This window comes from Novipirellula galeiformis (assembly GCF_007860095.1).
Taxonomy (GTDB): Bacteria; Planctomycetota; Planctomycetia; order Pirellulales; family Pirellulaceae; genus Novipirellula; species Novipirellula galeiformis.
In genome coordinates, this window is record NZ_SJPT01000001.1 from 475,782 (window position 1) to 500,185 (window position 24,404).

General features: G+C 56.3%; 11 protein-coding genes, 1 CRISPR repeat array and 1 riboswitch (1 of these 13 only partly in view). Of the genes, 5 read left to right on the forward strand and 6 right to left on the reverse strand.

Features of this window, described 5'->3' with window-relative positions:
- Positions 1–2 precede the first annotated feature (2 nt).
- Genes Pla52o_RS01660 through Pla52o_RS01670 form a run of 3 tightly spaced genes read right to left on the reverse strand, consistent with a single transcriptional unit; the run spans position 3 to position 4,727 of the window.
- On the reverse strand, positions 3–959 hold the full coding sequence (locus Pla52o_RS01660; protein ID WP_231612013.1) for a MotA/TolQ/ExbB proton channel family protein: 957 nt from the start codon (positions 957–959) through the stop codon (positions 3–5).
- Positions 959–4,291 (reverse strand): tetratricopeptide repeat protein, encoded by a 3,333-nt coding sequence (locus tag Pla52o_RS01665; RefSeq protein WP_231612014.1) that lies wholly within the window; start codon positions 4,289–4,291, stop codon positions 959–961. Before Pla52o_RS01665 ends, Pla52o_RS01660 begins: the two co-directional genes overlap by 1 nt.
- Positions 4,292–4,319: 28 nt before the next feature.
- Complete coding sequence (locus tag Pla52o_RS01670; protein ID WP_231612015.1) at positions 4,320–4,727, reverse strand: hypothetical protein; 408 nt, start codon at positions 4,725–4,727, stop codon at positions 4,320–4,322.
- Positions 4,728–4,778: 51 nt separating this feature from the next.
- On the opposite strand from Pla52o_RS01670, the gene Pla52o_RS01675 reads away from it, so the two are divergent.
- Together Pla52o_RS01675 and Pla52o_RS01680 are read left to right on the forward strand one after the other, a co-directional pair.
- Complete coding sequence (locus tag Pla52o_RS01675) at positions 4,779–5,768, forward strand: NAD-dependent epimerase/dehydratase family protein (protein WP_146592846.1); 990 nt, start codon at positions 4,779–4,781, stop codon at positions 5,766–5,768.
- Between the two features lie 296 nt (positions 5,769–6,064).
- Entirely contained in the window at positions 6,065–10,870 is a 4,806-nt protein-coding gene (locus Pla52o_RS01680) for a PVC-type heme-binding CxxCH protein (RefSeq protein ID WP_146592847.1), read from the forward strand.
- Positions 10,871–11,200: 330 nt separating this feature from the next.
- On the opposite strand, the gene Pla52o_RS01685 is transcribed toward Pla52o_RS01680, so the two are convergent.
- The 3 genes from Pla52o_RS01685 to Pla52o_RS01695 all read right to left on the reverse strand — a co-directional run bounded on the left by Pla52o_RS01685 (position 11,201) and on the right by Pla52o_RS01695 (position 14,430).
- Complete coding sequence (locus Pla52o_RS01685; protein ID WP_146592848.1) at positions 11,201–11,671, reverse strand: DUF1844 domain-containing protein; 471 nt, start codon at positions 11,669–11,671, stop codon at positions 11,201–11,203.
- 219 nt (positions 11,672–11,890) lie between these two features.
- Positions 11,891–13,510, reverse strand: coding sequence for a CTP synthase (locus Pla52o_RS01690; protein ID WP_146592849.1), 1,620 nt, complete (start codon positions 13,508–13,510; stop codon positions 11,891–11,893).
- A gap of 59 nt (positions 13,511–13,569) precedes the next feature.
- Positions 13,570–14,430, reverse strand: a complete 861-nt coding sequence (locus Pla52o_RS01695) for a 3-deoxy-manno-octulosonate cytidylyltransferase (RefSeq protein ID WP_390620827.1) — start codon at positions 14,428–14,430, stop codon at positions 13,570–13,572.
- A 135-nt stretch (positions 14,431–14,565) separates the two neighbouring features.
- A riboswitch (cobalamin riboswitch) is annotated at positions 14,566–14,854 on the forward strand.
- 219 nt (positions 14,855–15,073) lie between these two features.
- On the opposite strand from Pla52o_RS01695, the gene Pla52o_RS01700 reads away from it, so the two are divergent.
- The 3 genes from Pla52o_RS01700 to Pla52o_RS01710 all read left to right on the forward strand — a co-directional run bounded on the left by Pla52o_RS01700 (position 15,074) and on the right by Pla52o_RS01710 (position 22,407).
- On the forward strand, positions 15,074–15,952 hold the full coding sequence (locus Pla52o_RS01700) for a DUF1559 domain-containing protein (protein WP_146592850.1): 879 nt from the start codon (positions 15,074–15,076) through the stop codon (positions 15,950–15,952).
- Positions 15,953–16,074: 122 nt separating this feature from the next.
- Complete coding sequence (locus tag Pla52o_RS01705) at positions 16,075–22,194, forward strand: DUF4465 domain-containing protein (RefSeq protein WP_146592851.1); 6,120 nt, start codon at positions 16,075–16,077, stop codon at positions 22,192–22,194.
- A 6-nt stretch (positions 22,195–22,200) separates the two neighbouring features.
- A complete protein-coding gene (locus Pla52o_RS01710; protein WP_146592852.1) occupies positions 22,201–22,407 on the forward strand; it encodes a DUF1289 domain-containing protein in 207 nt (68 codons plus the stop codon).
- Between the two features lie 523 nt (positions 22,408–22,930).
- A CRISPR array of direct repeats spans positions 22,931–24,404; the repeat unit is 36 nt; unit sequence GTGCTCAACGCCGGTTGGCGTTATCGGATCAATCAC; it runs 779 nt beyond the window's last position.

The following is a 24,404-nucleotide window of genomic DNA, read 5'->3' on the forward strand; positions in this document are numbered from 1 at the left end:
GGTTAACCCGGCTTCGCCTCACTACGCATTTTTTGAGGAACCGGTGGTGCCGGAGGGCGTGCCGGTTCATGATTCGATTTCACGCGATCCATGCTGTGCATCGTTCCCTGGTTGTCGAGTCTGCGGCGACCCACCAAGGGCGCCATCCGAGGAGCCAATTCGAAGGCGAGCTCTTCGATTTGATTGAACAGTTTGGCTAAGCGGTTTTCCAAGTATTGAGCAAACATCGCTGCGGGAATCGCCACGATTAACCCCGCAAGGGTCGTTACCAATGCCGTGTAAATGCCTTCGGAAAGTTGTTCGCTACGGCTGCGGTCCGCCGTCAATGTGGTCGATTCATGAAACGCGACAATCATGCCCCACACCGTTCCGAGCAATCCCATCAAGGGAGTTGCCGCGGCCGCTAAGTTCAACCAACGAATCGGAGCGGCGTGTCCATCGGCTTCGCGTTGGATCGTTTCTTTCGCGGCATTTTCGATCTCGCCAATGGGTTGCCCGGTGCGCAACAACATCGCGCGGATGGCGGTCGCCGCGGGCGAGGGGAAATCGTTGCAGGTATGAAAGGCGATGTTGGGATTGAAGTTCTCCGCCGGCTCGGAGATCGCCCGCAATTCCATCACCAAGGTACGCGGAATGATTTTGTTTTCTCGCAAGGTCAAAATGCGTTCGGCCGCGAGCGCCACGACCAACAAACTCATCAATCCAATCGGGATCATGAAGCGCCCGCCACGGCTGATCAACGACAACAGATCGATCGGCGAAGGCTCATCCACGCTCGCTTCCGCCGCGGCGGGGGAATCGTTCAGCACCGATTGAATCTCGGACGTGTCAATGCGAATGTCGCTCGGGTCCTGGCTGCGCACGACCAACGCGTCGAGCGTGAGCGTCACGAACATCACCACAACCACGGCCAACGCCATGCGGTGTAAACGATTCGGATTGTGATTCAGTGCATTCACTATTTTTTCAAAGCCTCTAATTGCGTCTTTGCTTTTTCAGCCAATTCGTGCTGCGGATGCTTGGCGATGACGTATTGGAAAAAACGGACAGCGAAATCAAACGATTTTTGCTTTGCCGCGGGGGTTTGAGCTTGCTGGATCAGTAACTCGCTACAACGGCCAGCCTCGAATCCGCTTTTTGCTTGCCAATTCTTAATCGGCTCGGGGGCTTGTTCGGCACCGAATCCGTACATCACTTTTTGGAATTCGGGGATCGCCAGATCGAGGCGTCGATTGGCAAAATGGATCTCTCCGATCATGAACCGCGCCCGGGCCGCCACTTCATTGCGATAGTTGTCGGCGACCTCCCCAAACATTTGCAGTGCCTTGTCGTTATTGCCGGTTTGCTGGTAAGCGAAGCCGGTTTCGTAAAAGACCTGTGCTAAATAGTGCGTCGCTGGGAACCGCTCACGAAGTTCGTCGTACCACGCGATCGCGTCATCCCATTTCTTCAGCTGTGCCGCACTTTGGCCGCCGTGCAGCAGCACAATTTCTCGAGCTTGGCGATCGGCTGGATCTCGCAACGATTTGGCGGTCTCCTCTTTGTCTTGGATTTGTTTTCGTGCGGCGGCGTAGCCTGCCAATGCGGCTTCGTGTTTGCCTTCGTTGAAACGACATTCGCCGACCATCATCAAGGCGTCGAAGGCGAGCGTCCCATCGGGGTGCTTTTCCGCCTGTTGCTGAAACGCTTTCTCAGCTTCATCAAATCTCGCTTCTTTGAATCGCGACCACCCAAGGCGATAGAATGCCTTTTCGGCAAGCTTGGGATCGGTGGTCTGCTCGGCCGAGGTAAGGAAGTACTTGGCCGCCTCGTCCCAGTTTTTGTTCTCGTAGGCATGTTGGCCGACGAAATAAGCCGCTTCACCGCTCAAGGGGGACGTCGGCGATCTTGCGATCAACTTGGTGAATGTCTCGACCGCGGCGTCCTGCTTTTCCGATTCGCGATACGACCAACCCAGTTCGTACAAGACCTTGTCAAAATCAGGGTAGTTGGGAACTTCCGCGACCAGTCGTTCCAGATGAGTGGCCGCCTTGGCGGGATGTTTTTCCTTTTGGTCGATCAACGCAAGTTCGTAAAGCACGTGGCCCAGATTCAAGCCGCTCGGTTTCAATTCGAGGAATGCCTCAAGGTCCTTTCGCGCCGCTTCGAGCTCACCTAGGTTTCGCTCGGAGATCCCGCGGGCGAGTAACGCTTCGGAGCGGATCGCGTGGGTGGCGTAATCCTTCAAAAGCGTATCGAGTGAAGTCATGGCTTCTTTGTGCTTGCCATGCTCCATCAACAAGCGAGCGCGACCGTAATACGCGTACGGCATCAAACCGGGGTCGGCCCCGGAGGCCACGATCTCGTCGTAGAGTCGGCTGGCTTCGGCGACGTCCTTTTGCGTGCTCGCCAATTGAGCCAGTTTGAATCTCGCTTGATCCGCCATCCGGCTCTTCGAGTCCTGGTCGATGATCGTGGTCCATGCGGTTTGAGCCGCCTTGGTATCGCCCGCTGCAAATAACGCTTGCCCGGCCATCAACAACGCTTCGGAGGCTCGCGGCCAACTCGGATCGGCGTCGTGGCTGGCTTGAAATGCTTTGGCTGAGTCGGAGGGGTTTTCGGTCATCAAGTACGCTTGGCCCAGCAACAGTTGAGCTTCGGCTTGTTGAGCTTTTTCGGGTAAAGGTGCGGATTGCTCCTTGAACAGCGAGAGGGTTTCCTGAGCCCGGTTCGCTGCGTTGAGCGCCGTCGCAGCACGCAAAATCCAAAGCGGACGTTGTGAGGTATCCCCGGCGTCGGACTTTTTAACCAACGCTTTGAACTTGTCCGCCGCAGTGCCAGTGTCGCCCAAAATGAAGTGGCTTTCCGCTTCCACGAACAACACGTCCAGAGTCAGCGTGTCGTCGGGGAATTTTTTTAGAAATTCGCTTGCCAGTTCAATCGCACGCTTGGGCTCATTGATCTGTAGCGCCGAGAAGGCTGCGTTGTAAAGGGCTCGCGGAGCCAATTCGTCGTCGGGTGCGTCGCGATAAGCTTGCTCAAACGCGGCGAGCGACTCCTTCATGGTGTCCGGGGTCATGGATAACGCTTCGCCCAAATCGAGCTTCAACGTCGCAACAAATTTTCCTTCGGCACCCCGTTCGAGTTGGCCACGGATGACTTCGAGTGCTTTTGCCGAATCCCCTTTGCCCAGATGAATTCGAGCCAGCCAATGGGCGGCTTCGGTGGACGCGGTAGGATTTTTTTGCTCCAACACACGCTGGAACCGTTTCGCCGCTTCCTCGATGTCGCCACTGCGGTACGTGCTTTGTGCCGAAGCCAGGGTTGCCGATGCGGTGTAAGAAGAATCTGGATAATCCTTCAGCAGTTGTTCGTATTTCTTTGCCGCTTCGCCCGGTTGGTTCGCCTGCACGAGTGCAAACGCTTGCCGGAATAGTGCATAAGAGAGATCGTCTTTGTTTTCGGTCGACTTCATCGCTGCGTCGAACGACTCGATCGCTTGCTTGTACTCTTTCTTTAGAATGGCGGTATCGCCGATGCGGAGGTGGACATCGGTAACTAAATCGCTTTTCTCGCAACTGCTTAGCAGTTGGCGAAACGATGCGACGGCGTTGTCGTATTGGTCGAGCTCTTCGTAGGCAATGCCTCTCGCGTACAGTGCGTCACATCGCAGCGGAGATTCTTTGGCCGTCGGCAACGCGAGAAGTTGGTCGTAATTGGCAATCGCTTTCTTCGCGTCGCCGAGTCCGTAGGCTGCCTCGCCGCTGTAAAACAACGCTCGATCAAGAAAGGAGCTTTGCGGGAATTCTTTACGCAACGTTTCAAACGTGGCGATCGATTCGCGTAGCCGATCTTGATCGCGGTTCGGGGCGTCCCCGGCGGAGGAGTAGAGACACCATCCCTGATTGACAAGACTCTCCTCTCGCAACTCGTAATCCGAGTCCTGCAACGCTTGGGCAAAGGATTTCGAAGCGGCCGCGTAATCAGGGGCCTCCTGTTGCATATAGCAAACCCCCAAGAAGTGAGCAGCCTTGGATGCCATCGGGTCATCCGGGTACTCCTTCAAAAAGGCGTTCCAGCTCTCAATCGCCAGCCCGATCGCACCATTGGTTTGAAAGTTTGCCGCATCCGCGTAAGCCGCGATCGACTCTTCCGAGGATTCTTTGGCAGCGGCAATGAGGTCAAAGCATGGGGAGCTCAGAAAGGCGATGCCAGCAAGCAAACCAAGCATCGGTTGCCGGAAAAAATGCACGAAATCAATCGCGAGACGATTGATTCGGAACAGGTTGAAGACGACCTGTGTATGGAACACGTAGATGACCCCCGAAGCGCGTGATATTTCAGGTATGGGTGATTTGCGACCGACATGCCATTAATAACGAGAACTCTGTAAGCTCGTAAACGACTAATTCTAGCGAGACGGCGACACAGGCGATAGTTTCACGCTTGGCACCGCTACAGGTCAAAAAGAGCCCCAAATCGGCAAGGTTGAGCCAATTCGCCGATTTTCCCTTGTCCTTAGCGTTGACCAAAGGCCAAGTTCGTTCGTTGGTAGCCAGACGAAGCCGTTCGTTGCCGATCGCGAATCGCAGCTGAGATTCCATTATCGCCAAGCGGCCCAGAAATCCAATTGGTTCGCTGGGGGCCCGCGTCCCCATATTCAAACGACCCGTCTTCAAACTACCCGTATTTAGGTTTTCCGGATACGAGGTTGCCCGGGATACGAGGTTGCCAAGGTTCGGATACACTAAACGCCTTTCCTCTTTTTAGATCATTCTCTTCTTTTAACGATCGGATCAATGGTGGGCGAAACGACATCGGTAATCACGGGTGGTGCGGGATTCATTGGGTCACATTTGACTGAATCTTTGCTCCAGCAAGGGCATCGCGTCATCGTCGTCGATGACCTCTCGACGGGACGTAAAAACAATATTGAAGGATTGCTCGAAAATCCCAAGGTCCAGTACATCGAGGGCTCGGTGACCGAAGAAGCTTTGGTCAATGAGGTCGTCGATCAAGCCGATCGGGTTTATCACCTCGCCGCGGCCGTGGGCGTGGCCTTGATCGCCAAGCAGCCGATCCAGACAATCGAACGCAACGTTTATCCGACGCAATTGATTTTGAATCGCTTGGGCCAACGGGCCAGCAAGGGAGACCTGGTCCCCTGTTTCATCGCCAGCACGAGCGAAGTCTACGGAAAGAATCCAAAGGAAGTGTGGTCCGAGGAAGACGACCTTGTCTTCGGCGCAACGACAAAACCAAGGTGGAGTTACGGCGTTTCCAAGGCGATTGACGAATTTCTTGGTTTGGCGTTTTACAAAGAAAAACAACTACCCGTGGTCATCGGGCGGTTCTTTAACGTCGTCGGACCGCGGCAAACGGGGGCCTATGGAATGGTGCTGCCACGGTTTGTCGAGGCGGCACTGCGCGGCGGTCCTTTGGTGGTTCACGACGATGGTCACCAAGTGCGATGTTTTGCCCATGTCGATGATGTCGTGCATGCGGTGACCTGCTTGGTTGATAAGCCTGAGGCCGCCGGTCGTGTCTACAACATCGGTAGCGATAGGCCCGTCTCGATTCTGCAGTTGGCACAGCGCGTGGTCGAGCGAGTCAATCCAAAGGCGACGATCGAGTTCCAAACCTATGCGGACGCTTACGACGAATCGTTCGAAGACATTCGCCGCCGCGTCCCCGATCTGACGCGAATCCGCGAAGCCATCGGCTTCGCGCCGGCGAAGGACCTCGACGCCATCATTGATGCGGTCGCCAAGTATCAAGTGTCGCTCTAAACGCTCTCGTTTCGTGAGCCGACGTCACCACGCCGGTGCAACCGAAACGCCACTCATCACGCCCGGAGACTTCAAATCGGAGGATGAACCACGCTTGCAAACGGTCACTGGCATGCCCCTCCCTCGGGCCGTGTTATGCCTCGGCATCGGTTGCATGCGTTTCTCAGCCTTGCGTTTCCGCAGCCTGGCGTTTCTGCAGATCCACGCACGCACGGGGGGGATCCTAGCTATACTCGGCGGCAGCCGTGAGGGGAGAAGTCTTCGCGATTCGTTACCGGTTTAGAGAGAGGGTGGGAATGTTAGCGATACGCTATCAAGTGTTGGTCGCAGTGATGTCAGCCGCAGTGATGTCAGCCGCAGTGATGTCAGCCGCCGAAATACCAGCCGCTGAGACGCCCGCCACCGGGACGCCCGCCGCCAAGTCGCCGATGGCCAAGTCGCCGATGGTCAGTGAAGACACCGTGATCCGCTGGAAGACTCAGCGGCTTTCGAGTGATTTCTTCAGTGAGGGGGCGACCGCGGGTGACTTTAATCGCGATGGCGTGACCGATGTGGCGTCGGGACCGTTTTGGTACGCAGGCCCCGACTTCAAAACCGAGCATCGCTTTTACGCCCAAGACGTCTTCGATCCGCACGGCTATTCCAACCACTTCTTCTCGTATACCGACGACTTCAATCAAGACGGTTGGGATGACATTTTAGTGTTCGGCTTCCCCGGCAACGATGCCTCGTGGTTTGAGAACCCCAAAACCGCTGATCGTTTCTGGCCACGACATCAAGTGCTCGACCAGGTCGATAATGAATCGCCCACGTATGTCGATATCAACGGCGATGGCAAACGAGACATCGTTTGCAGCCAAGAAGGCTATTTCGGGTTCGCCGAAGTCAATCCAAATGCTCCTGAAGCACCCTGGGCGTTTCGTCGTATTTCCACCCAGAGCACCGGCGGCAAGTTCACTCATGGCCTTGGGGTGGGCGACATTGACGGGGACGGTCGGATGGACCTGATCGAAAAAAATGGATGGTGGCAACAACCCGAATCATGGGTGGGAGACCCGATTTGGAAGCAGCATCTCTATCCGTTTTCCCCTGGCACCGGCGGAGCACAGATGTTTGCGTGGGATGTCGATGGCGATGGCGATAACGACGTCATCACATCGCTCAACGCGCATGGATTTGGCTTGCGGTGGTACGAACAAACAAAGATCGATGGTGCGATTGCATTCAAGCCTCACACGATTATGGGACAAACGCCAGCCGAAAATGCTTACGGTGTCTGTTTCTCGCAAGTCCACGCCATCGAACGGGTGGATATGAACGGCGACGGCTTGGATGACATTTTGACGGGCAAGCGTTATTGGGCGCATGGGCCGCGCGGGGACGTGAACGCCGCCGATCCGGCAGTCGTCTATTGGTTCGAATTGTCACGCACTCAAGAGGATGCCAATGAAACCTCCGCATCCAAGGTGCGTTGGATTCCTCATTTGATCGACGATGATTCGGGCGTGGGAACGGAGGTCAATTTCGCGGACCTCGATGGTGATGGAAACGTCGATGTCTTTGTTGGTAACAAGAAAGGGACGTTCGTTCATTTGCAACATCGATTGGCCGCGGAGAAACCGGATGCGTCCAAGCATGTGCCGCGGTCGCGTGATGTCGGCGCTCGCCCTAGCACCGGTGGGTTGCCTGAGAACGAAGGACTCTCTCCTCAGCAGGCTGCCGATGCGATCACGGTCCCCGAAGGCTTTCGAGTTCAATTGGCCGCCGGCGAGCCGATGGTTCATCAGCCGATTGCGATGTCCTTGGATGATCGGGGCCGATTGTGGATCGCCGAAGCTCACACCTATCCCACGCGTGCACCGCAAGGCCAAGGGCAAGACAAAATCATCATTCTCGAAGATCAGAATCATGATGGCGTGTTCGATTCACGCAAGGTGTTCATCGAAGGACTCAACTTGGTGAGTGGGATGGAGGTCGGGTTCGGAGGGGTTTGGATTGGTGCGGCGCCGTACTTGATGTTTATCCCCGACCGGGATGGGGATGATGTCCCCGATGGCGAACCCGAAATCTTGTTGGATGGATTCGGTTTCCAGGACACTCACGAAACGCTCAACTCCTTTATCTGGGGGCCCGATGGATGGTTGTATGGTTGCCACGGGGTGTTCACGCATTCCAACGTTGGGCCGCCGGGAACTGCCGACGAAGACCGCACGCCAATCAATGCGGGCGTGTGGCGTTACCATCCGATCAAGCACCGCTTTGAAGTCTTTGCTCATGGAACCAGCAATCCGTGGGGGCTCGATTTCAACCAATACGGCCAATCGTTCATCACCGCGTGCGTGATTCCCCATATGTATCACATCATCCAAGGCGGTCGGTACCAACGCCAAGCGGGACAGCATTTTGATCCCTATGTTTACGACGACCTTAAAACGATCGCCGATCACGCTCACTACGTTGGCAACCTTGGCGACCATGCTTGGTGGAAAGGCCGTAACGAGGCCGCTGCTCACCAGGATACAAACGCTGCCGGCGGAGGCCATGCGCATTGTGGAGGGATGATTTATTTGGGCGACAATTGGCCCACGCAGTATCACGGTTCCATGTTCATGGCAAATATCCACGGCAACCGGATCAACAACGACTTGTTTCGGCGTAGAGGAAGTGGGTATGTCGCATCGCATGGGGACGATTTTCTGTTTGCAAACGACCGCTGGTTTCGTGCCATCAATATGAAGTACGGCCCCGACGGCAGTGTCTATCTGATCGATTGGTATGACAAAAATGCTTGCCATCGCACCGATCGTGAAGTTTGGGATCGCACGAATGGACGTGTCTTTCGGATCCGCTTTGGCAGCACCGAGTCCAAGGCCGTTGATTTGTCGAGCGAGAGCAATGAGCGTCTGGTGGCGTACCACGAACATGAAAACGAGTGGTATCCACGAACGGCCAGACGCATTTTGCAGTCGCGTTGTTTGAGTTCGGATTCGCAAACGCCACTTGCTTCGAACGAAAAACAGGCGATCGCGGCTCAGCTTGAACAATTGGCCTTTGGCTCTCATCGAGTGTCGGTTCGGTTGCGGGCGATTTGGACGATGCACGCTTGTGGTTTATTGACGACTTCGCATCGCGAACGGTTGCTCGAGGATCACGGCCACAAGTCCGAGTACTTGCGGGCGTGGGCGATTCAGCTTGAGATGGAAGATTCGACTCCAGAGGAGCGGGCGACCTCGTTGCTGCCGAAGTTCATCGAGATGGCGGCGACCGAGACTTCTCCCCACGTGCGACTCGCGTTGGCAAGTGGATTGCAGCGGATGCCGCTCCGAGACCGCTGGGAAATCCTTGCTCGCTTGGTTCGCCATAGCAGCGATGCGGACGATGCCAACTTGCCGTTGCTGATTTGGTACGCGGCTCAGCCGTTAGTCGTTGTTGACACTCCGCGAGCGCTGACGCTTGCCCAAGAATCTCGTCTACCGCGAGTGCGACAATACATTTATCGCCGCGCCGCGGCAGACCCCGAGTCGATTGATCACCTGCTCGTTACGCTGGGCAGCGTCGATGACGCCGAGTCGCAGAAGGTCATGCTGGCCGAGATTGTCGCCGCGATCGCCAATCAAACTCGTTTGAAAATGCCGCCGCAATGGATCGCGGTCTACGAAAAATTGGCGGCCAGTGACGATCCCCTGGTCCGCGCCAACGCTCAGCTGATTACGGTCAAATTCGGCGACGCTTCGATCTTTCCAAAATTGCGTGAGCTCGTCGCCGATGATCGAGTCGATGCGACATTGCGGCGGGGGGCGCTTACGGCGCTGGTGGGCGGAAAAGACAAGCAGCTTTTTCCTGTTTTGATTGAATTGCTAACCGATGAGGTGCTGCGGCGTGATGCGATTCAGGCGTTAGCAAACTTCAGCGACCCGGCGGGCGCCGACACGCTGATTCGTCACTACGATCAATTCTCTGCTGGCGAAAAATCCGATGCGCTGGCGACGCTCGCGTCGCGGGCACCCTTTGCCAAAAAATTGCTGGCCGCGGTCTCCGGCAACAAGCTTCCGCGTCGCGACCTGTCTGCGTTCACGATTCGTCAGATTCAATCGCTCGGCGACCCGGCGTTGACCCAGCGGGTGAACGAGGTTTGGGGCAGCGTGCGAACGACCTCTGCAGAAAAGCAAGAGCGAATCGCTTCGCTCAAAGCCCAATTCACCGCCGACGTGCTCGCCAAAGCGGATCTTGCTCACGGACGCGCTCTGTACGATGGGACCTGTGGCAAATGCCATCGATTGTTTGGTAGCGGCGGTGATATCGGTCCCGATATCACGGGATCGAATCGAGGAGACATTGAGTACTCGTTGCAAAACATCATCGATCCCAATGCGTTGATCGGACGTGACTATCAACCGACTCAGGTGTTAACCGACGATGGTCGTGTTTTGATCGGATTGTTAAAAGAGGAAACGCAAACGGCTTTGGTCATTCAAACCGTCAACGAAAAAGTGGTGATCGACAAGCAAGCGATCGGCGTGCGAAGCTTGGTCGCCACGTCAATGATGCCCGAGGGCCAATTGGACTCCATGACGCCCGACCAAGTGCGGGATTTGATTGCCTATTTGGCAAGTCCAATACAGGTGCCGTTGCCGGGCGAGGTGCCGCGGATCCATCCCGAAACGAACTCGGTTTCGGGGGCCATTGAAGCGGAGTCGGTCTCCTCGTTCTCAGCGACCCGCGGGCAGGTGCGGCCGCAAAACATGCGGAACTTTCCCGACGGTCAGTGGAGCGGGGATGCTCATTTATGGTGGACCGATGCCAAGCCTGGGGACAAGTTGTCTCTTTCGATCTCGGTCGCAACACCGGGCACCCGCGAAGTGTTTGTGGCAATGACCAAAGCTCACGATTACGGCACGTTCGAGTATTCGATTAACGGCGTGAAAGTTTTGGCGCCGATCGACTTGTTTAACAAGGGGGGCGTAATCGCAACGGGCCCGGTATCGCTCGGGACACACGAACTCAAGCAAGGAGTCAACGTGATCGAGGTGGAGGTGACGGGAGCTCATCCCGCCGCCACCAAGCGATTTATGTTCGGGCTCGATTACATCTACCTAAAGTAGGATGCCGCTTGTATCGCCGGAAGCAAAAGTCCCGTCATCGCGCCGGTGAAGGTATTCATTCCCCACCGTTTTAAGATGGGGAAAGCCGTCCGCTGCGTTAGCCGCGGGGTATCCTTCATGGCGGGGCGAGAAGGCTCGGGCGAGCCCATTCCGCTCGTTGAGCAGCATTCAGGTTTGCCCGAGTTTACTTTAGTAGCCTAGAGCACCTCGGCAGAAGTCTTTCCGCATAACTCCTCAAAGCGGCGAAGCTGCAAAACGTAGCCTAGGCTACGTTACCCGATGAGTTGTGCGGAGGTGCTTAGCGCTGTTCTCAGTCCACGGCTAAGGGCACTACTTGGTGTTGACGTACATCATTCGTAGGGCGTGCAGCGCCTCGGAGAGCATTTTAGATTCCTCTTCGCTGAGGTTGCCCTTGGTCTTTCCGCCAAGCATCTCGATCGTGTCGATGTAGTGCTTTGCAAAGGGTTTGTTGACTTTAGCTTCGCCGCTGGAGGGATCGGGGATCTGTCCAAGCGTTGCCATCGCTTGAGTGAACAGCATCGAGATCAGCACCTCGAACGAGGCGGGAGGCGGCTGTTGTAGCGATGCGTTTTCGTCGCTCGAGGGAGCTGGCGTCTCCGCCGTTACAGCTTGCTCGACCGGTTCGCTTTCGGCCGCTGCCTTGTCCGAAGCTTTATCGGCAGCGGCGTTGGCGCTCGCCGCTTCTTTTTCTTTGGCGACCTGTTCTTTCCAGTCGCTGTCGACGACGATTTTTGGCTCGTCGGAGCTGGAGTCGCCGTTGGTTGGGTTGGAATCACTCATGAAATTGCCTTTGAAATCGATGACGTAATGGGGCGTTGATTCAAGGGAGTTGGGCTCTTCGCGATCAGTACCTCCAGCGAAGCAGGCGAATGCGACAGCATCGCCTTGCTTGGATCGGCACCGCGTGAGCGTCCAGCAGGAATTTTACGCGGATTCAGCGTGAAATGTGCGATGAAAAAAAATCGCCCTGTTGAATTTCGCTCGCCCACCGGAGGTTGACTACTCTTTGTCCTCGCGACGAAGGCGTCGCTCGACCGCGGCTTCGACAAATCCGGCGAACAACGGGTGTGCCTTCAACGGTTTGCTCTTGAATTCAGGGTGGTATTGGACCGCCAAGAACCAAGGGTGATTGGGCAGTTCGATGGTTTCGACCAGCCCGCCATCGGGACTCGTGCCGGCAAAACGCATCCCTTGGGCTTCGAATTGCTGGCGGTAATGGTTGTTGAACTCATAGCGATGGCGATGGCGTTCATCGACATGGTCGCTTTGGTAGGCTTTGCCCGCGATGCTGGTGGGGTCAAGTTTGGTCGGTTGGCTGCCCAATCGCATCGTGCCGCCCATTTGAGTGACGTTTTGTTGCTCGTCGAGCAAGCAGATGACCGGGTGCGGAGTGTCTTTGTCGAATTCGCTTGAGTGGGCTGCCTCGAGCTCGAGCACATTGCGACCATACTCAATGACGGCACACTGCATGCCGAGGCAGATGCCAAAGAACGGGATGCCGCGTTCGCGAGCGAAGCGAATCGCTTGGACTTTGCCCTCGACTCCCCGCTCGCCGAATCCACCTGGGACCAAGATGCCGTGGTATCCGCTTAGCAAGCGTTCGGCGCCTTCACGCTCAATGTCCGCGCTTTGGATACGTCCCACGCGAATTTGAGTCTGGTGTTGGATGCCGGCGTGGTCGATCGCTTCGTAGATCGATTTATAGGCATCTTTGTGTTCGGCGTACTTGCCTACCACGGCGATCGAAACTTCGTGTCGCGGATTTCGCAGACGATGCAGTAGATCGGTCCACGGGGTGATGTCGAGATTCGAGGCGGGCAGCCCCAGCTTTTTGACCACCAGCTCGTCGAGTTTGTTGTCGACGAGCGACAGGGGGACTTCGTAGATCGAGAAATCCTTGTCCTTTTCTTCGATCACGGCCTCGACCGGAACGTTGCAGAACAAGGCAATCTTTTCGCGGTCATCGCGGCTGATCGAGTGTTCGCAGCGACAAACCAGAACGTCGGGTTGGATGCCAATTTCACGCAGTTGACCCACGGAGTGCTGAGTCGGCTTTGTTTTCAGCTCGTCAGCGGCCTTCAAGTAGGGCACCAACGTTAGGTGCATGTACAGGCAATTTTCCCGCCCTACATCGAGCGAAAATTGGCGGATCGCTTCGAGGAACGGCAAACTTTCGATGTCGCCTACGGTGCCGCCGATCTCGGTGATGACCACGTCGACATCATCCCCCCCCATGCGCTTGATCACGGACTTGATCTCGTTCGTGATGTGGGGAATGACCTGGACCGTTTTGCCCAGGAATTGGCCTTTCCGTTCCTTTTCTATCACCGACAAGTAGATTTGGCCGGTTGTGTAGTTACAGTCTCGCGACAGCCGGCCGGAGGTGAACCGTTCATAGTGCCCCAAATCGAGGTCGGTTTCGCTGCCGTCATCGAGAACGTAGACCTCGCCGTGTTGGTAGGGACTCATCGTCCCTGGGTCGACGTTGATGTAGGGATCCAGCTTTTGCATGCGGACCCGCAAACCACGCTGCTCGAGCAGCATTCCCATCGAGGCGCTCGTTAGCCCTTTGCCAAGCGAACTAACAACACCACCGGTTACAAAGATATGTTTCGTCATGGAACGAAATCATAGCGAAATGAGCCCAAGACGGAAGTCGTCACAATTGACGAAGCGGGCTATTGGATCCGTTGGGCAAATGCTTGGAAATCGGCTTCGGTGTCGATGCCCGATGCGGCCGTTTCGACCCGGGCGACCACGATTCGCTTCCCCGCTTCGATCGCCCGCAGTTGTTCGAGCCGCTCGGATTGCTCCAGCGGACTCGGGGGTTGGGTGGAAAACCAGTCAAGAAATTCTCGTCGATAGGCATATAATCCGACATGGTGCCAATACAGGGGGGGCTCCATCGCCAGCGTTTCTGCGGTGATGCCCCCGCGGAAATGGGGGACCGGTTCGCGGCTGAAATAGATCGCCTTTCCCGCCAGACTACCCGGATCGTGGCGTTCGCCCCTGCGTTTATCTGCGGCGGTGGCTCCCAGGGCGAACCCGGCTCGCTGGGCGGATTCACCCTCCCCTGCCCTGCTCCGCCCCGTTGCGATCACGATTTTGACACAGCCGGGGTCCTGCAAGAGAGATTCCGCTCGAATGGGGGTTCCAATCGTGGCGATGTCGGCCTTGCTGTCATTGAGCAAGAGCGATCCGACCCGATTGATCGCCTCGGGATCGATCTCGGGCTCGTCCCCTTGGACGTTGATGAACACGTCAAAATCGGGGAATTGAGCCGCGACTTCGGCAATCCGATCGGTACCGCTCGGGCAATCGACGCTCGTCATCACCCAACGGCCACCAAATGCATCGACTTCATCGGCAAGTTTTTGGTCATCGACGGCGATTACCACTGCATCGGCGATTTCGGCCTTGCAGGCGGCGTTCCAGGTATGCTCGAGGATCGACTTTCCCTTGGCTCGGCGGAGCAATTTTTCGGGTAGCCGCGTCGAGGCTAAGCGGGCAGGAATGACGATCATACAGCGGTGGTTCATCGGGGGGGCGAGTCCTGATCAAGAGGGGGCGTTGAACTTCATGCCCCTCATGATCCCGTCAAAAGCCCGCTAAGGTAAGCGGGGGCAACGTTGAGGATGGGGCGTTTGACAACGATTTGGCAAGCCGATAGAGTCGTGCGCTAACGGTGAGCGGTGCCGCAAAGTCTGTGGATCTTGGATTTTGCGGAAACAGGGAACTTCGGTGAGATTCCGAGACGGTCCGGCCGCTGTATCGGATGTTGTTTGCTGAAAGCGTCACCGCGTGTGATTCATATTCGAACAGTCATCTCCCCACTCTTTCGTGCCATTGTTCTGCTGTTTGCGTTCCTTGCCAAACCGGCTTGATGCAACTCGCAGAATGAGAAGGCGGAGGGGGATGGCGTGCATCCTAAGTCAGAAGACCTACCGCGTCACCGGATGCTTTGGAATGCGTTGCTCGCAGCGTTTCTTGAAAAACCTTCTTGGATAGGGTTAGCGTCACAAATTTGCCGTCTCGCTGTGCAAAAGGCTTTTTGCAGTGGGCGGATATTAATTGGTTTCCATTTCCATGGCTGCGACCTCTCCCCTTTCCGTTGCATCGGCGATAAGCCAGGCAAAATCGTGGAGACGTGCACCAAGCCTTTGAATCGTTGGCGACAAGTCGATGAGGTTTCTCGATTGCAAACGAGTGACGCAGTTGTGCGATAGGCCTGCGGTCTGTTCGACGCACTTCATTCGCCCTACCCGCATATCCGCTCGATGCCGATCGCGATCCCGCGGCTTCACGTTGGTGGAATTGTTGGTCGTGATCTCGATCATTGGCGTGCTTGTCGCTCTGTTGCTGCCGGCGGTCCAGGCCGCTCGCGAAGCGGCTCGGCGAATGCAGTGTCATAACCGGTTGCACCAGATTGGGTTGGGGTTACAGAACTATCATGCGGCGTTCAACCAATTCCCGATGGGGGTGATCGAGCCTCGCCCGCTGTGGCCACAGGGAAAAGAGTTTGCTTGGTCGGCCTCGGTGTTACCGCAAATGGAGCAGACCGCGGTATGGGAACAGATCGATTTTGGGGTCGCCTACGACGATCCAAAAAATGCCGCCGCCGCGGCGGTCGTGATCTCTACCTTCCTCTGCCCTTCGACACCTCGGAGTGACAATCGGCGGCAAGGACGTGGGGTGACCGATTATGGAGGCATCTACGGTGAGCGAATTGTGTCCACCAACAATCCACCCTCGGGAGTGATGATTCACGACCGAGCAATCCGCTTTCGCGACATTTTGGACGGAACCTCGATGACGGTGATGGTTTCCGAGGATGCTGATTTTCCGGATGGTCAATGGATCAGTGGAAAGAACTTGTTCGATCAAGCCTTTGCGATCAATCAGGCGCCCCGTTTTGAAAACGACATGCGTAGTTTTCATCCCCAAGGCGTCAATGCTTCCTTTGCGGATGGTTCGGTTCGCTTTCTGAATGAAAGTATGGATTTGAACGTGCTGGCGGCGATTTGCACGCGGGCCGGTAAGGAAGTGGTCTCCGAATTTTGAAAACTGAATTGAAACAACGTGTGACGCTCGAGACTCGAGCCTGCACGATTCCGTGAAAGACGGAAGTGATTTTTGGCAGTTCCTAACGTCACATCGATACTCCCACAAGCTGAATAACTGATATGCGTCAACGAAAAAATCAACTCCGCAACCGTCGCCGATTGACCACCGAACGGTTGGAAGATCGCCGTTTGTTGGCAAGTGGTCCCTACGCACCCGCTGCGGGGCAGCCCAGCAGTACCGCGATCGCGATGGACGATCCGGCGATCGTGGCGTGGGCGACCGATTGGAGCCAATATGCCGTGGGTTCGGATGTCAGCGAGACGTTCCAGACGCCTGAAAAAGCGTTAGGCCCAGCCCAGGGAACCAGCTTCGACATCGTCTCGCTCGGCCGTGCCGGCGAGATCACGTTGCAGTTTGAGATTCCCATTCGTGATGGACTCGGTGCCGATTTTGCGATTTTCGAAAACAGCGTGACGGACAACTTTTTGGAGCTCGCCTATGTCGAGGTTTCCTCCAATGGCGTCGACTTCGTTCGTTTTGACACCGATTCGTTGACCGCGTCTGCCGTCGGTCCGTTTGGCAGCATCGATCCGACGAACATTGACGGGGTAGCGGGTAAGTATCGTCAAGGATTTGGGACGCCGTTTGACTTGAGCGAATTGGCCGGCGTCAATCCCGCCTTGGACGTCACTGCGGTGACCCACGTTCGCCTCGTCGATATCGTCGGCGACGGTGCACAGAAAGATTCGAGTGGCAAACCGATTTACGATCCCTATCCCACGGTCGGCAGCGCCGGTTTTGATCTCGATGCGATCGGCGTGATCAATCAAGCACCGTACGTGATTGCGTCGGTGGGATTCGAGGACGTGGGCCAGACGCTCTCCACGGAGGCGAGTTGGAGTGGTCACGTTCCCGATGGCACGCCAACCACGGGGCCCTATGGTGATCAGGTCGTGGTTGGGGAATTCCCTAGCGACGACGTCTACTTCCGTAATGCTTATTCGCTCGACTATGGATCTTGGTCGGGGTGGGCGTATTCCAATCAAACCAATACCACGACGGAAGGTTATTTGAACCAATTCAGTGCCATCACCGGTGGTGGTGCGAATGGTTCGGCAACTTACGGTGTTTCCTTCGCGTCGTCCTCCGCTGATGACACCTCCGCGATCCTCACCTTGCCGGACGATGCAGGTCCGTTGCACTCGATGCAAATCACCAACACGACTTACGCGGCGCTGTCGATGCGCAACGGTGACTCGTTTGCGAAGAAGTTTGGAGGTGACTCGGGAACGGATCCCGATTGGTTCCTGTTGACCATCGAAGGAAACGATGATTTAGGTGCAAGTGTCGGAACGGTGGAGTTCTATTTGGCCGATTTTCGCAGTGACGATCCGGCAATGGACTACATCGTCGACACTTGGGTCGATGTTGATTTGAGTTCGTTGTCGGGGGCAAACTCGCTCCGTTTCTCTATCACGTCCTCGGACGTGGGGAGTTACGGAGTGAACACACCGACGTACTTTGCAATGGATGAATTGGCGTGGTTGACCCCCAGTGTCGCGGTCGATGTGTTGGATCACCAGATCGCCGAGGACGCCGGGGCGGCGGCGACTACCGGACGTGTCACGCGTGGTCACGCGGATGTTTCGTCCGCCGTCACGGTCTCGCTCTCGAGTGACACCGCGGATTTAATCGTGCCACCCTCGGTCACCATTCCCGCGGGAGAATCGTTCGTCGATTTTCCGATCGGTGTCAGCAACGACTCGTTCGTCGGCGGTGACCGCCAAGCGTTGATCGCAGCGACGTTAGCGACGGGGACATCCGATCCGCTGCAAGCGACGCGGGCAATCACCATCCTCGAGGATGACGTGCCGACGTTCCATGTGGTCTTGGACGCAGAATCGATCGCCGAAGGATCCGCCGCTACGGCAACGATTTCGCGAGTGGGAGTCGATACGAGTCAAGCGTTGACCGTCGAGCTTTCCAGCGTTTCGCCAGCGATTGCCTCCGTCGGTCCCACGGTCACCATCCCAGCTGGAGCCAGCTCCGCAACCTTCGCGATTCTCGCGATCGAAGACGAGGTCGATCATGGTGGCTTGACCGTTCAATTTACGGCGACGGCGACCGGCTTCGAAACGCTCTCCTTTTCTGCAAACGTGCTCGACAATGATCAACCCTTCATCAGCGTTGTGACAAATGAAGACACGTTCAGCGAGTCCGATGCGATCCCAACGACGCAATTCGAAGACATCGGAGTCCGTTTGGCCGACGAATCTTTTGACAACGGTGCCGATGGCGGTGGTGGATTTGTCAGCGATGGATTGAGGTTGAACAACACCTACGACCCCACCTTTGGCTCTTGGTCGGGATGGGCGATTTCGAACACGACCGATGTGGTGACCCCCAGTTACTTCAATCAATACAGTGCGATTACTGGCGGCGGCGCACACGGGTCGCGCACCTATGCGGTGTCGTCAGGCTATGCGGCGGATCCACCGAGCATCACACGCGAAAGCGATCATGGCGTGGGGTTTCAGGAATTATCGATCACCAATGCAACTTACGCCGCACTCTCGATGGCTCAAGGCGATGACTACGCGAAGCAATTTGGCGGCGCCGATGGATCCGATCCCGATTGGTTCTTGTTGACGATCGAAGGAGTTAACGATCAAAACGAGTCCGTGGGAACGGTCGAGTTCTATTTGGCCGATTATCGTTTCAGCGATGATTCGCTCGATTACATCATCGAAGATTGGACCACCGTCGATGTCTCGTCATTGGTCGGTGCGGTCAAACTCGAGTTTGCCTTGAGTTCCTCGGATGTCGGTGATTACGGGATGAACACGCCAGCCTATTTCGCGGTGGACGATATCGTGATTGCCGAGTCGCCAACGACGAGCCCTGATGCGAAACCGTTTGTTACGGTAACGCGTCAGAAGATGGATTTGTCGGAGCCTCTCGACGTGGTGCTTTCGAGCAGCGATTCACTTCAACTGAGATTGCCCGCCGTGGTCACCATTCCCGCGGGGCAAGCATCGGTGGATGTACCGCTTCGAATCGTTGATGACATCGTCGTCGATGGTGACGCGGTCGTGACGATTACGGCAACGGCCGATTCGCTTTCTGCCAATACCTCGGTCACGGTCCAGGACAATGATCAACCCACGGTTACCGTTTCCCTTGGCTCAAGTGAACTCGACGAGTCGCTTGGCAATGCGCAAGCCGATTTCGAGGATGCCGGACAACGACTTACCGAAGATAGCCACTACAGCGGCCAGGATGGCGCGGGACAATTCCAGTCCGGCGATCTCGTCTTCGACAATCATTACAATCCCACGTGGGGTTCGTGGTCGGGGTGGGCATTGTCCAACGGTACCGACCAAACCACCGCAGGTTATGGGAACCAGTTTAGTGCGTTCGCAGGCAACGGCGCCAACGCTTCGCCAACCTATGCGGTGGGCACCGGGGTAACCGGCAACTCGGCTGCAGCGGTCCGCAAAACCAGTGACGGATTGTTCGATTCGTTGATGGTCACCAATACCACCTACGCTGCGTTATCGATGGCCCAGGGAGACGCGTTTGCGAAAAGGTTTGGTGGCGAATCAGGCGATGATCCTGATTACTTGTTGTTGACGATCGAGGGGTTTGATGCGGCCGACCAAGCGATCGGATCGGTCGAGTTCTACCTTGCTGATTTTCGCTTTGCCGATAATGCGTTGGATTACATCGTCCAGGATTGGACGCGTGTCGACCTGAGTGATGTCGCGGCGGCCGAGCGGCTTGAATTCTCGGTGACCTCGTCCGACGTCGGTAACTACGGAGTCAACACTCCCGCTTACTTTGCCGTTGATGATATCCGCATGAATCCGAGTGCGGCTCTCGTCGGCCAAGGGGTGGTCCATCGCAACGACGACGATTTGTCAAACGCGGTCACCGTGACACTGCAAAGCGATCAACCGGGACGTTTGTTGTTGCCCGCGACGGTGACCATCCCTGCCGGAAGTGCATCGGTCCCGTTTTCGTTTGATGTCGTCGATGACTCTATCGCCAGTGGGCATCAGGTGATTGCCGTCGCTCCGACGGCCGAGGGTTACACGCCGGTCGCGGGGATCGTCAACGTGTTGGATAATGATGAATCCCAACTTGGATTGTGGCTCGATCGGTTGGTGATCGGCGAAGGGGACGGCGCCGATGCAGTAACGGGCGTGGTCTCGCGAAACGATGCCGATTTGGACTCCGCGCTGGAAGTCACCCTCGATGTGGATGCCGCCAGCGGCATTGTATTGCCTGCGACCATCACGATTCCTGCGGGCAGTCGTTCGGTCGCGTTTGTCGGCGACGTTGTCTCCGATGGATTGGTCGGCGAAGATCAAACCGTTCAAGTGACCGCGAGCGCCGCAGGCGGGCTCGTCGATACCGTCGCCCTTCAAGTGACCGAAGCGGATGTGCCAAGTTTGGCGATCGAGTTTTCGCTGGCATCGGTCAGCGAGACGGATGGAGTCGCCGCGGTCAATTTGACGATTTCACGCAATCCGCTTGATATTTCCGAAGCGATCGTGGTGAGCTTGGTGGGCGTTGCGGATTCGAGCCTCCGTTTGCCTGAGTCGATTACGATTGACGCAAACCAACGCTCGGTGACGGTGGCTTTGGATTTGATTGACAATGTCCGTTCGGACGGCGATCGCGAGGAAGTGGTGACCGCGACAGGGGACGGTTTTGCAGACGGAGTGGCGACGATCCAAATCACCGACAACGAATTAGCGGCGATCGAGTTGATGGAGAGCGATGGGGTGACGCGAGTCAGCGAAACCGGGACCTCGGATACCTTTACCCTTCGCTTGACGGCTCAGCCGGAGGCCGACGTGGTGATCTCCGTCTCGGAGTCCGACGCCGGAGATTATCTCGTCAACGCGACTCGGTTTGTGTTTAACGCCGAGAATTGGAACGTTCCACAAACCGTGACGTTGACCGGCGTCGCCGACTTCAACGTCGAAGAAAACGAGTCACATACGATCCAAGTGGCCGTGGTTGCGGACGAGTCAGATCCCGCGTTTGCCGACGCGGAATCAGTCTCGATTGATTTGGCGATCGAGGAGTATGCGGTTGAGAACATCGAATTGGTGTTGCACGATGACAAGCTCGTGATTCGCGATGTGGATCTTGATCACACGTTCTCGATGGTCGGAACGGAAGCCGGGCTGCAATGGGGCGGCGACGATCGTGTTCAGCGGTTGGTGGTGGATGCGGCCACGCTCGGCGAGCAAGCGGTCCGCCTCGATTTAGCCGGCGGTGACGACGTGGTATCGCTAACGAACGTTTCGCTAACCAATCCGGGACCGCTGATGATCGATGGCGGCGACGGATGGGATCGCCTCACGTTGACGTTTTCAGGGGACGAATTGGATCTCGCTGCTTTTCTAGCGAATCAAATTAGCGGGTTCGAGGAAATCGTCATCACGACGACGGAGCCGACGCTGCTAAACCTTGACGCCAATGTGATCGCCCAGGCGTACGGCCAAGACGTCTCGATGACGCTTCGTGTTGGCATGTCCGAGATCATGGCGAGTTCGGATTGGACGCTCGACGCTCCTGCCTTTGTCTCCGGTGCGTTTGCTCAAGTGCTTCGGTTTGAGCATGTTGAAATCATGGTGGTCAGCGATTTGCCGTGGCGCAATGCACGCGATCGTTGGGATGTGAACAACAGTGGTTCGGTGAGCGCTGCGGATGCCCTGGCGATCATCAACCGGTTGCCGCTACAGATCGACGCAAGGCTGCCTGTGATTGAGTCCATCGGCGATTTTGTGGGGATGTACTACGACGTTTCAGGGGACGGAAAGGTGACACCTCTGGATGCACTGAATGTGATCAATCGACTCAATCGAAGCGTGGTGACTGCGCCCGCCGACCTGGACGCGCCCGCCGACCTGGACGCGCCCGCCGACCTGGACGCGCCCGCCGAGCCGGAAGCGCCCGCCGAGCCGAAAACGCCCGCCGAGCCGGAAGCGATCCCCGTGTTGTTGTCGCCCGTCACCGTTGATGCGGGCGAAGCTCGACAAGCCGACCCGCTAGAGTTCGTCGCGGTTGCCGACACGCGAGGCTCGGTAGCGGTTTCCGAAGCGTCGCCGCAACGAATGAGTGTCGTCGCGGGGATTGATGAAGTGATGCGAGAGTTCGAGAGCGATGACGTCGATGGCTTCGATTCGCCGTGGGAGATGCTCGATTATCAATTGCCCGAGTAATTCATCATGAACAATCCCTGCGAAGATGAAGGTCGCTGCGTTGCATCGCCGTGCATCGGAACGTGTGTGCTCGATCAAAGCGATCTTTGTGTCGGCTGTTTTCGCAGCCGGATGGAGATTGCTTGTTGGGGAGCCGCAGCCGAAGTGGAAAAGCAAAGGATCCTTCAGCAAAGCCTGCGGCGTCGCCAAGCACGCGAGTCATCGGCTTCCTAGAGCATTTTGAATTTGAATTTGATTTTGATTTTGATGTCGCTACCGTCGCGTTCGCGGTGGGCCACGTTCTGGGGAGCGCAGCGACGGTTTGAATCCCGCGTCATTTGTCAAAATCGTTCGAGGGGCCTCTCCGATTTTTCAGTCAATGTGTTCTCTCGATCGCCTGCGAGCTTGGGGAATGCTGACGCGATGCAATGTCCTGATAAACAAGGGAAGCGGGAGAGATGCACTTGATCGAGTCATCCCTAGGCGGCACCGTTCGCTATTTTTGTCTTCGGCAAAGGTAGGCGAAGAGCTAGCCTATTCACGGTTACCCAATGGCGGCAGCAGCATATAGACCCGTTTGCAAGCATGGGGGACCTTTGCGCCGGCACGTGCCACAATAGATAAGAAAATGGAGAGTGAGGAAATAGGCAGCCATTCCATTCACACCGCCGGGATCGGTCCCCCATATTTTGGCCCTTCGATATTTCAACCTATCAATCACTCCGCTGACTTCAATGATGACGATGCTGCCCGTAATGTGGTCAACGCCGGTTGGCGTTATCGGATCAATCACGCGAGGGCCACGGCGGAGAGGCATGAGGCCAAGACGTGCTCAACGGCGGTTGGCGTTATCGGATCAATCACCGACGCGGACCACTCAACATTTGCCCACCGCAAATGTGCTCAACGCCGGTTGGCGTTATCGGATCAATCACGCGGCGTTGCTCGTGCCGTAGATGATTTGCTTTTCGTGCTCAACGCCGGTTGGCGTTATCGGATCAATCACCGGATTATTCCGCGATCGGAGAATCAATGCGATTTTTTGTGCTCAACGCCGGTTGGCGTTATCGGATCAATCACGAAACTGTTGATAGTCAAAACTAGTTCGTTGATTTTGTGCTCAACGCCGGTTGGCGTTATCGGATCAATCACGCACATGGCATCCGCGAGGACGTGCCGCGAACATCGTGCTCAACGCCGGTTGGCGTTATCGGATCAATCACACTGTTTGGTTTCAGGAGCCCAGCCTTCTTGGCGTGCTCAACGCCGGTTGGCGTTATCGGATCAATCACCTGGTCGATGGATCAAAGCCGAAGGGCCAAGGGATGTGCTCAACGCCGGTTGGCGTTATCGGATCAATCACTCGTACCCGTCGTGTACGAGGACCAACCGAAAAAGTGCTCAACGCCGGTTGGCGTTATCGGATCAATCACCTTCGGGCAGCACTGGGTCGACATAACCATCGGCGTGCTCAACGCCGGTTGGCGTTATCGGATCAATCACACCGGTTTGGATCGCCTTGTCTTTGGTATCCGAAAGGTGCTCAACGCCGGTTGGCGTTATCGGATCAATCACGCGGAAGAGATCGACGAGTCGAAGGGAGTGGTCTAGTGCTCAACGCCGGTTGGCGTTATCGGATCAATCACCGTTCACGCGATGCGTTCGCGACGCGTCGGGCAAGTGCTCAACGCCGGTTGGCGTTATCGGATCAATCACGGTGAAAACTTATTGGCGCTCGGCAGTCGTTACAGGTGCTCAACGCCGGTTGGCGTTATCGGATCAATCACCGATCCGTTGACGTTCGACGTTGACGACGAGTCGAGTGCTCAACGCCGGTTGGCGTTATCGGATCAATCACTCTTTGTGAGGTGGGCTTTTCCGTTTCCTTGTGCTGAGTGGTGCTCAACGCCGGTTGGCGTTATCGGATCAATCACGTGGGTCAAGCAATCGGCAGGGAAAAGTAGCATTTGGTGCTCAACGCCGGTTGGCGTTATCGGATCAATCACTCCTGGCCTAGAGAGACACAATGGCAACCAAACTGTGCTCAACGCCGGTTGGCGTTATCGGATCAATCACGTGGCAGGCTGGCCGCGTAGTCGACCAGTGGCATCAGTGCTCAACGCCGGTTGGCGTTATCGGATCAATCACTCGCCACCACGAATGACTCAAATAGCAAAGTTCTTCAGTGCTCAACGCCGGTTGGCGTTATCGGATCAATCACCGCAGGTGAT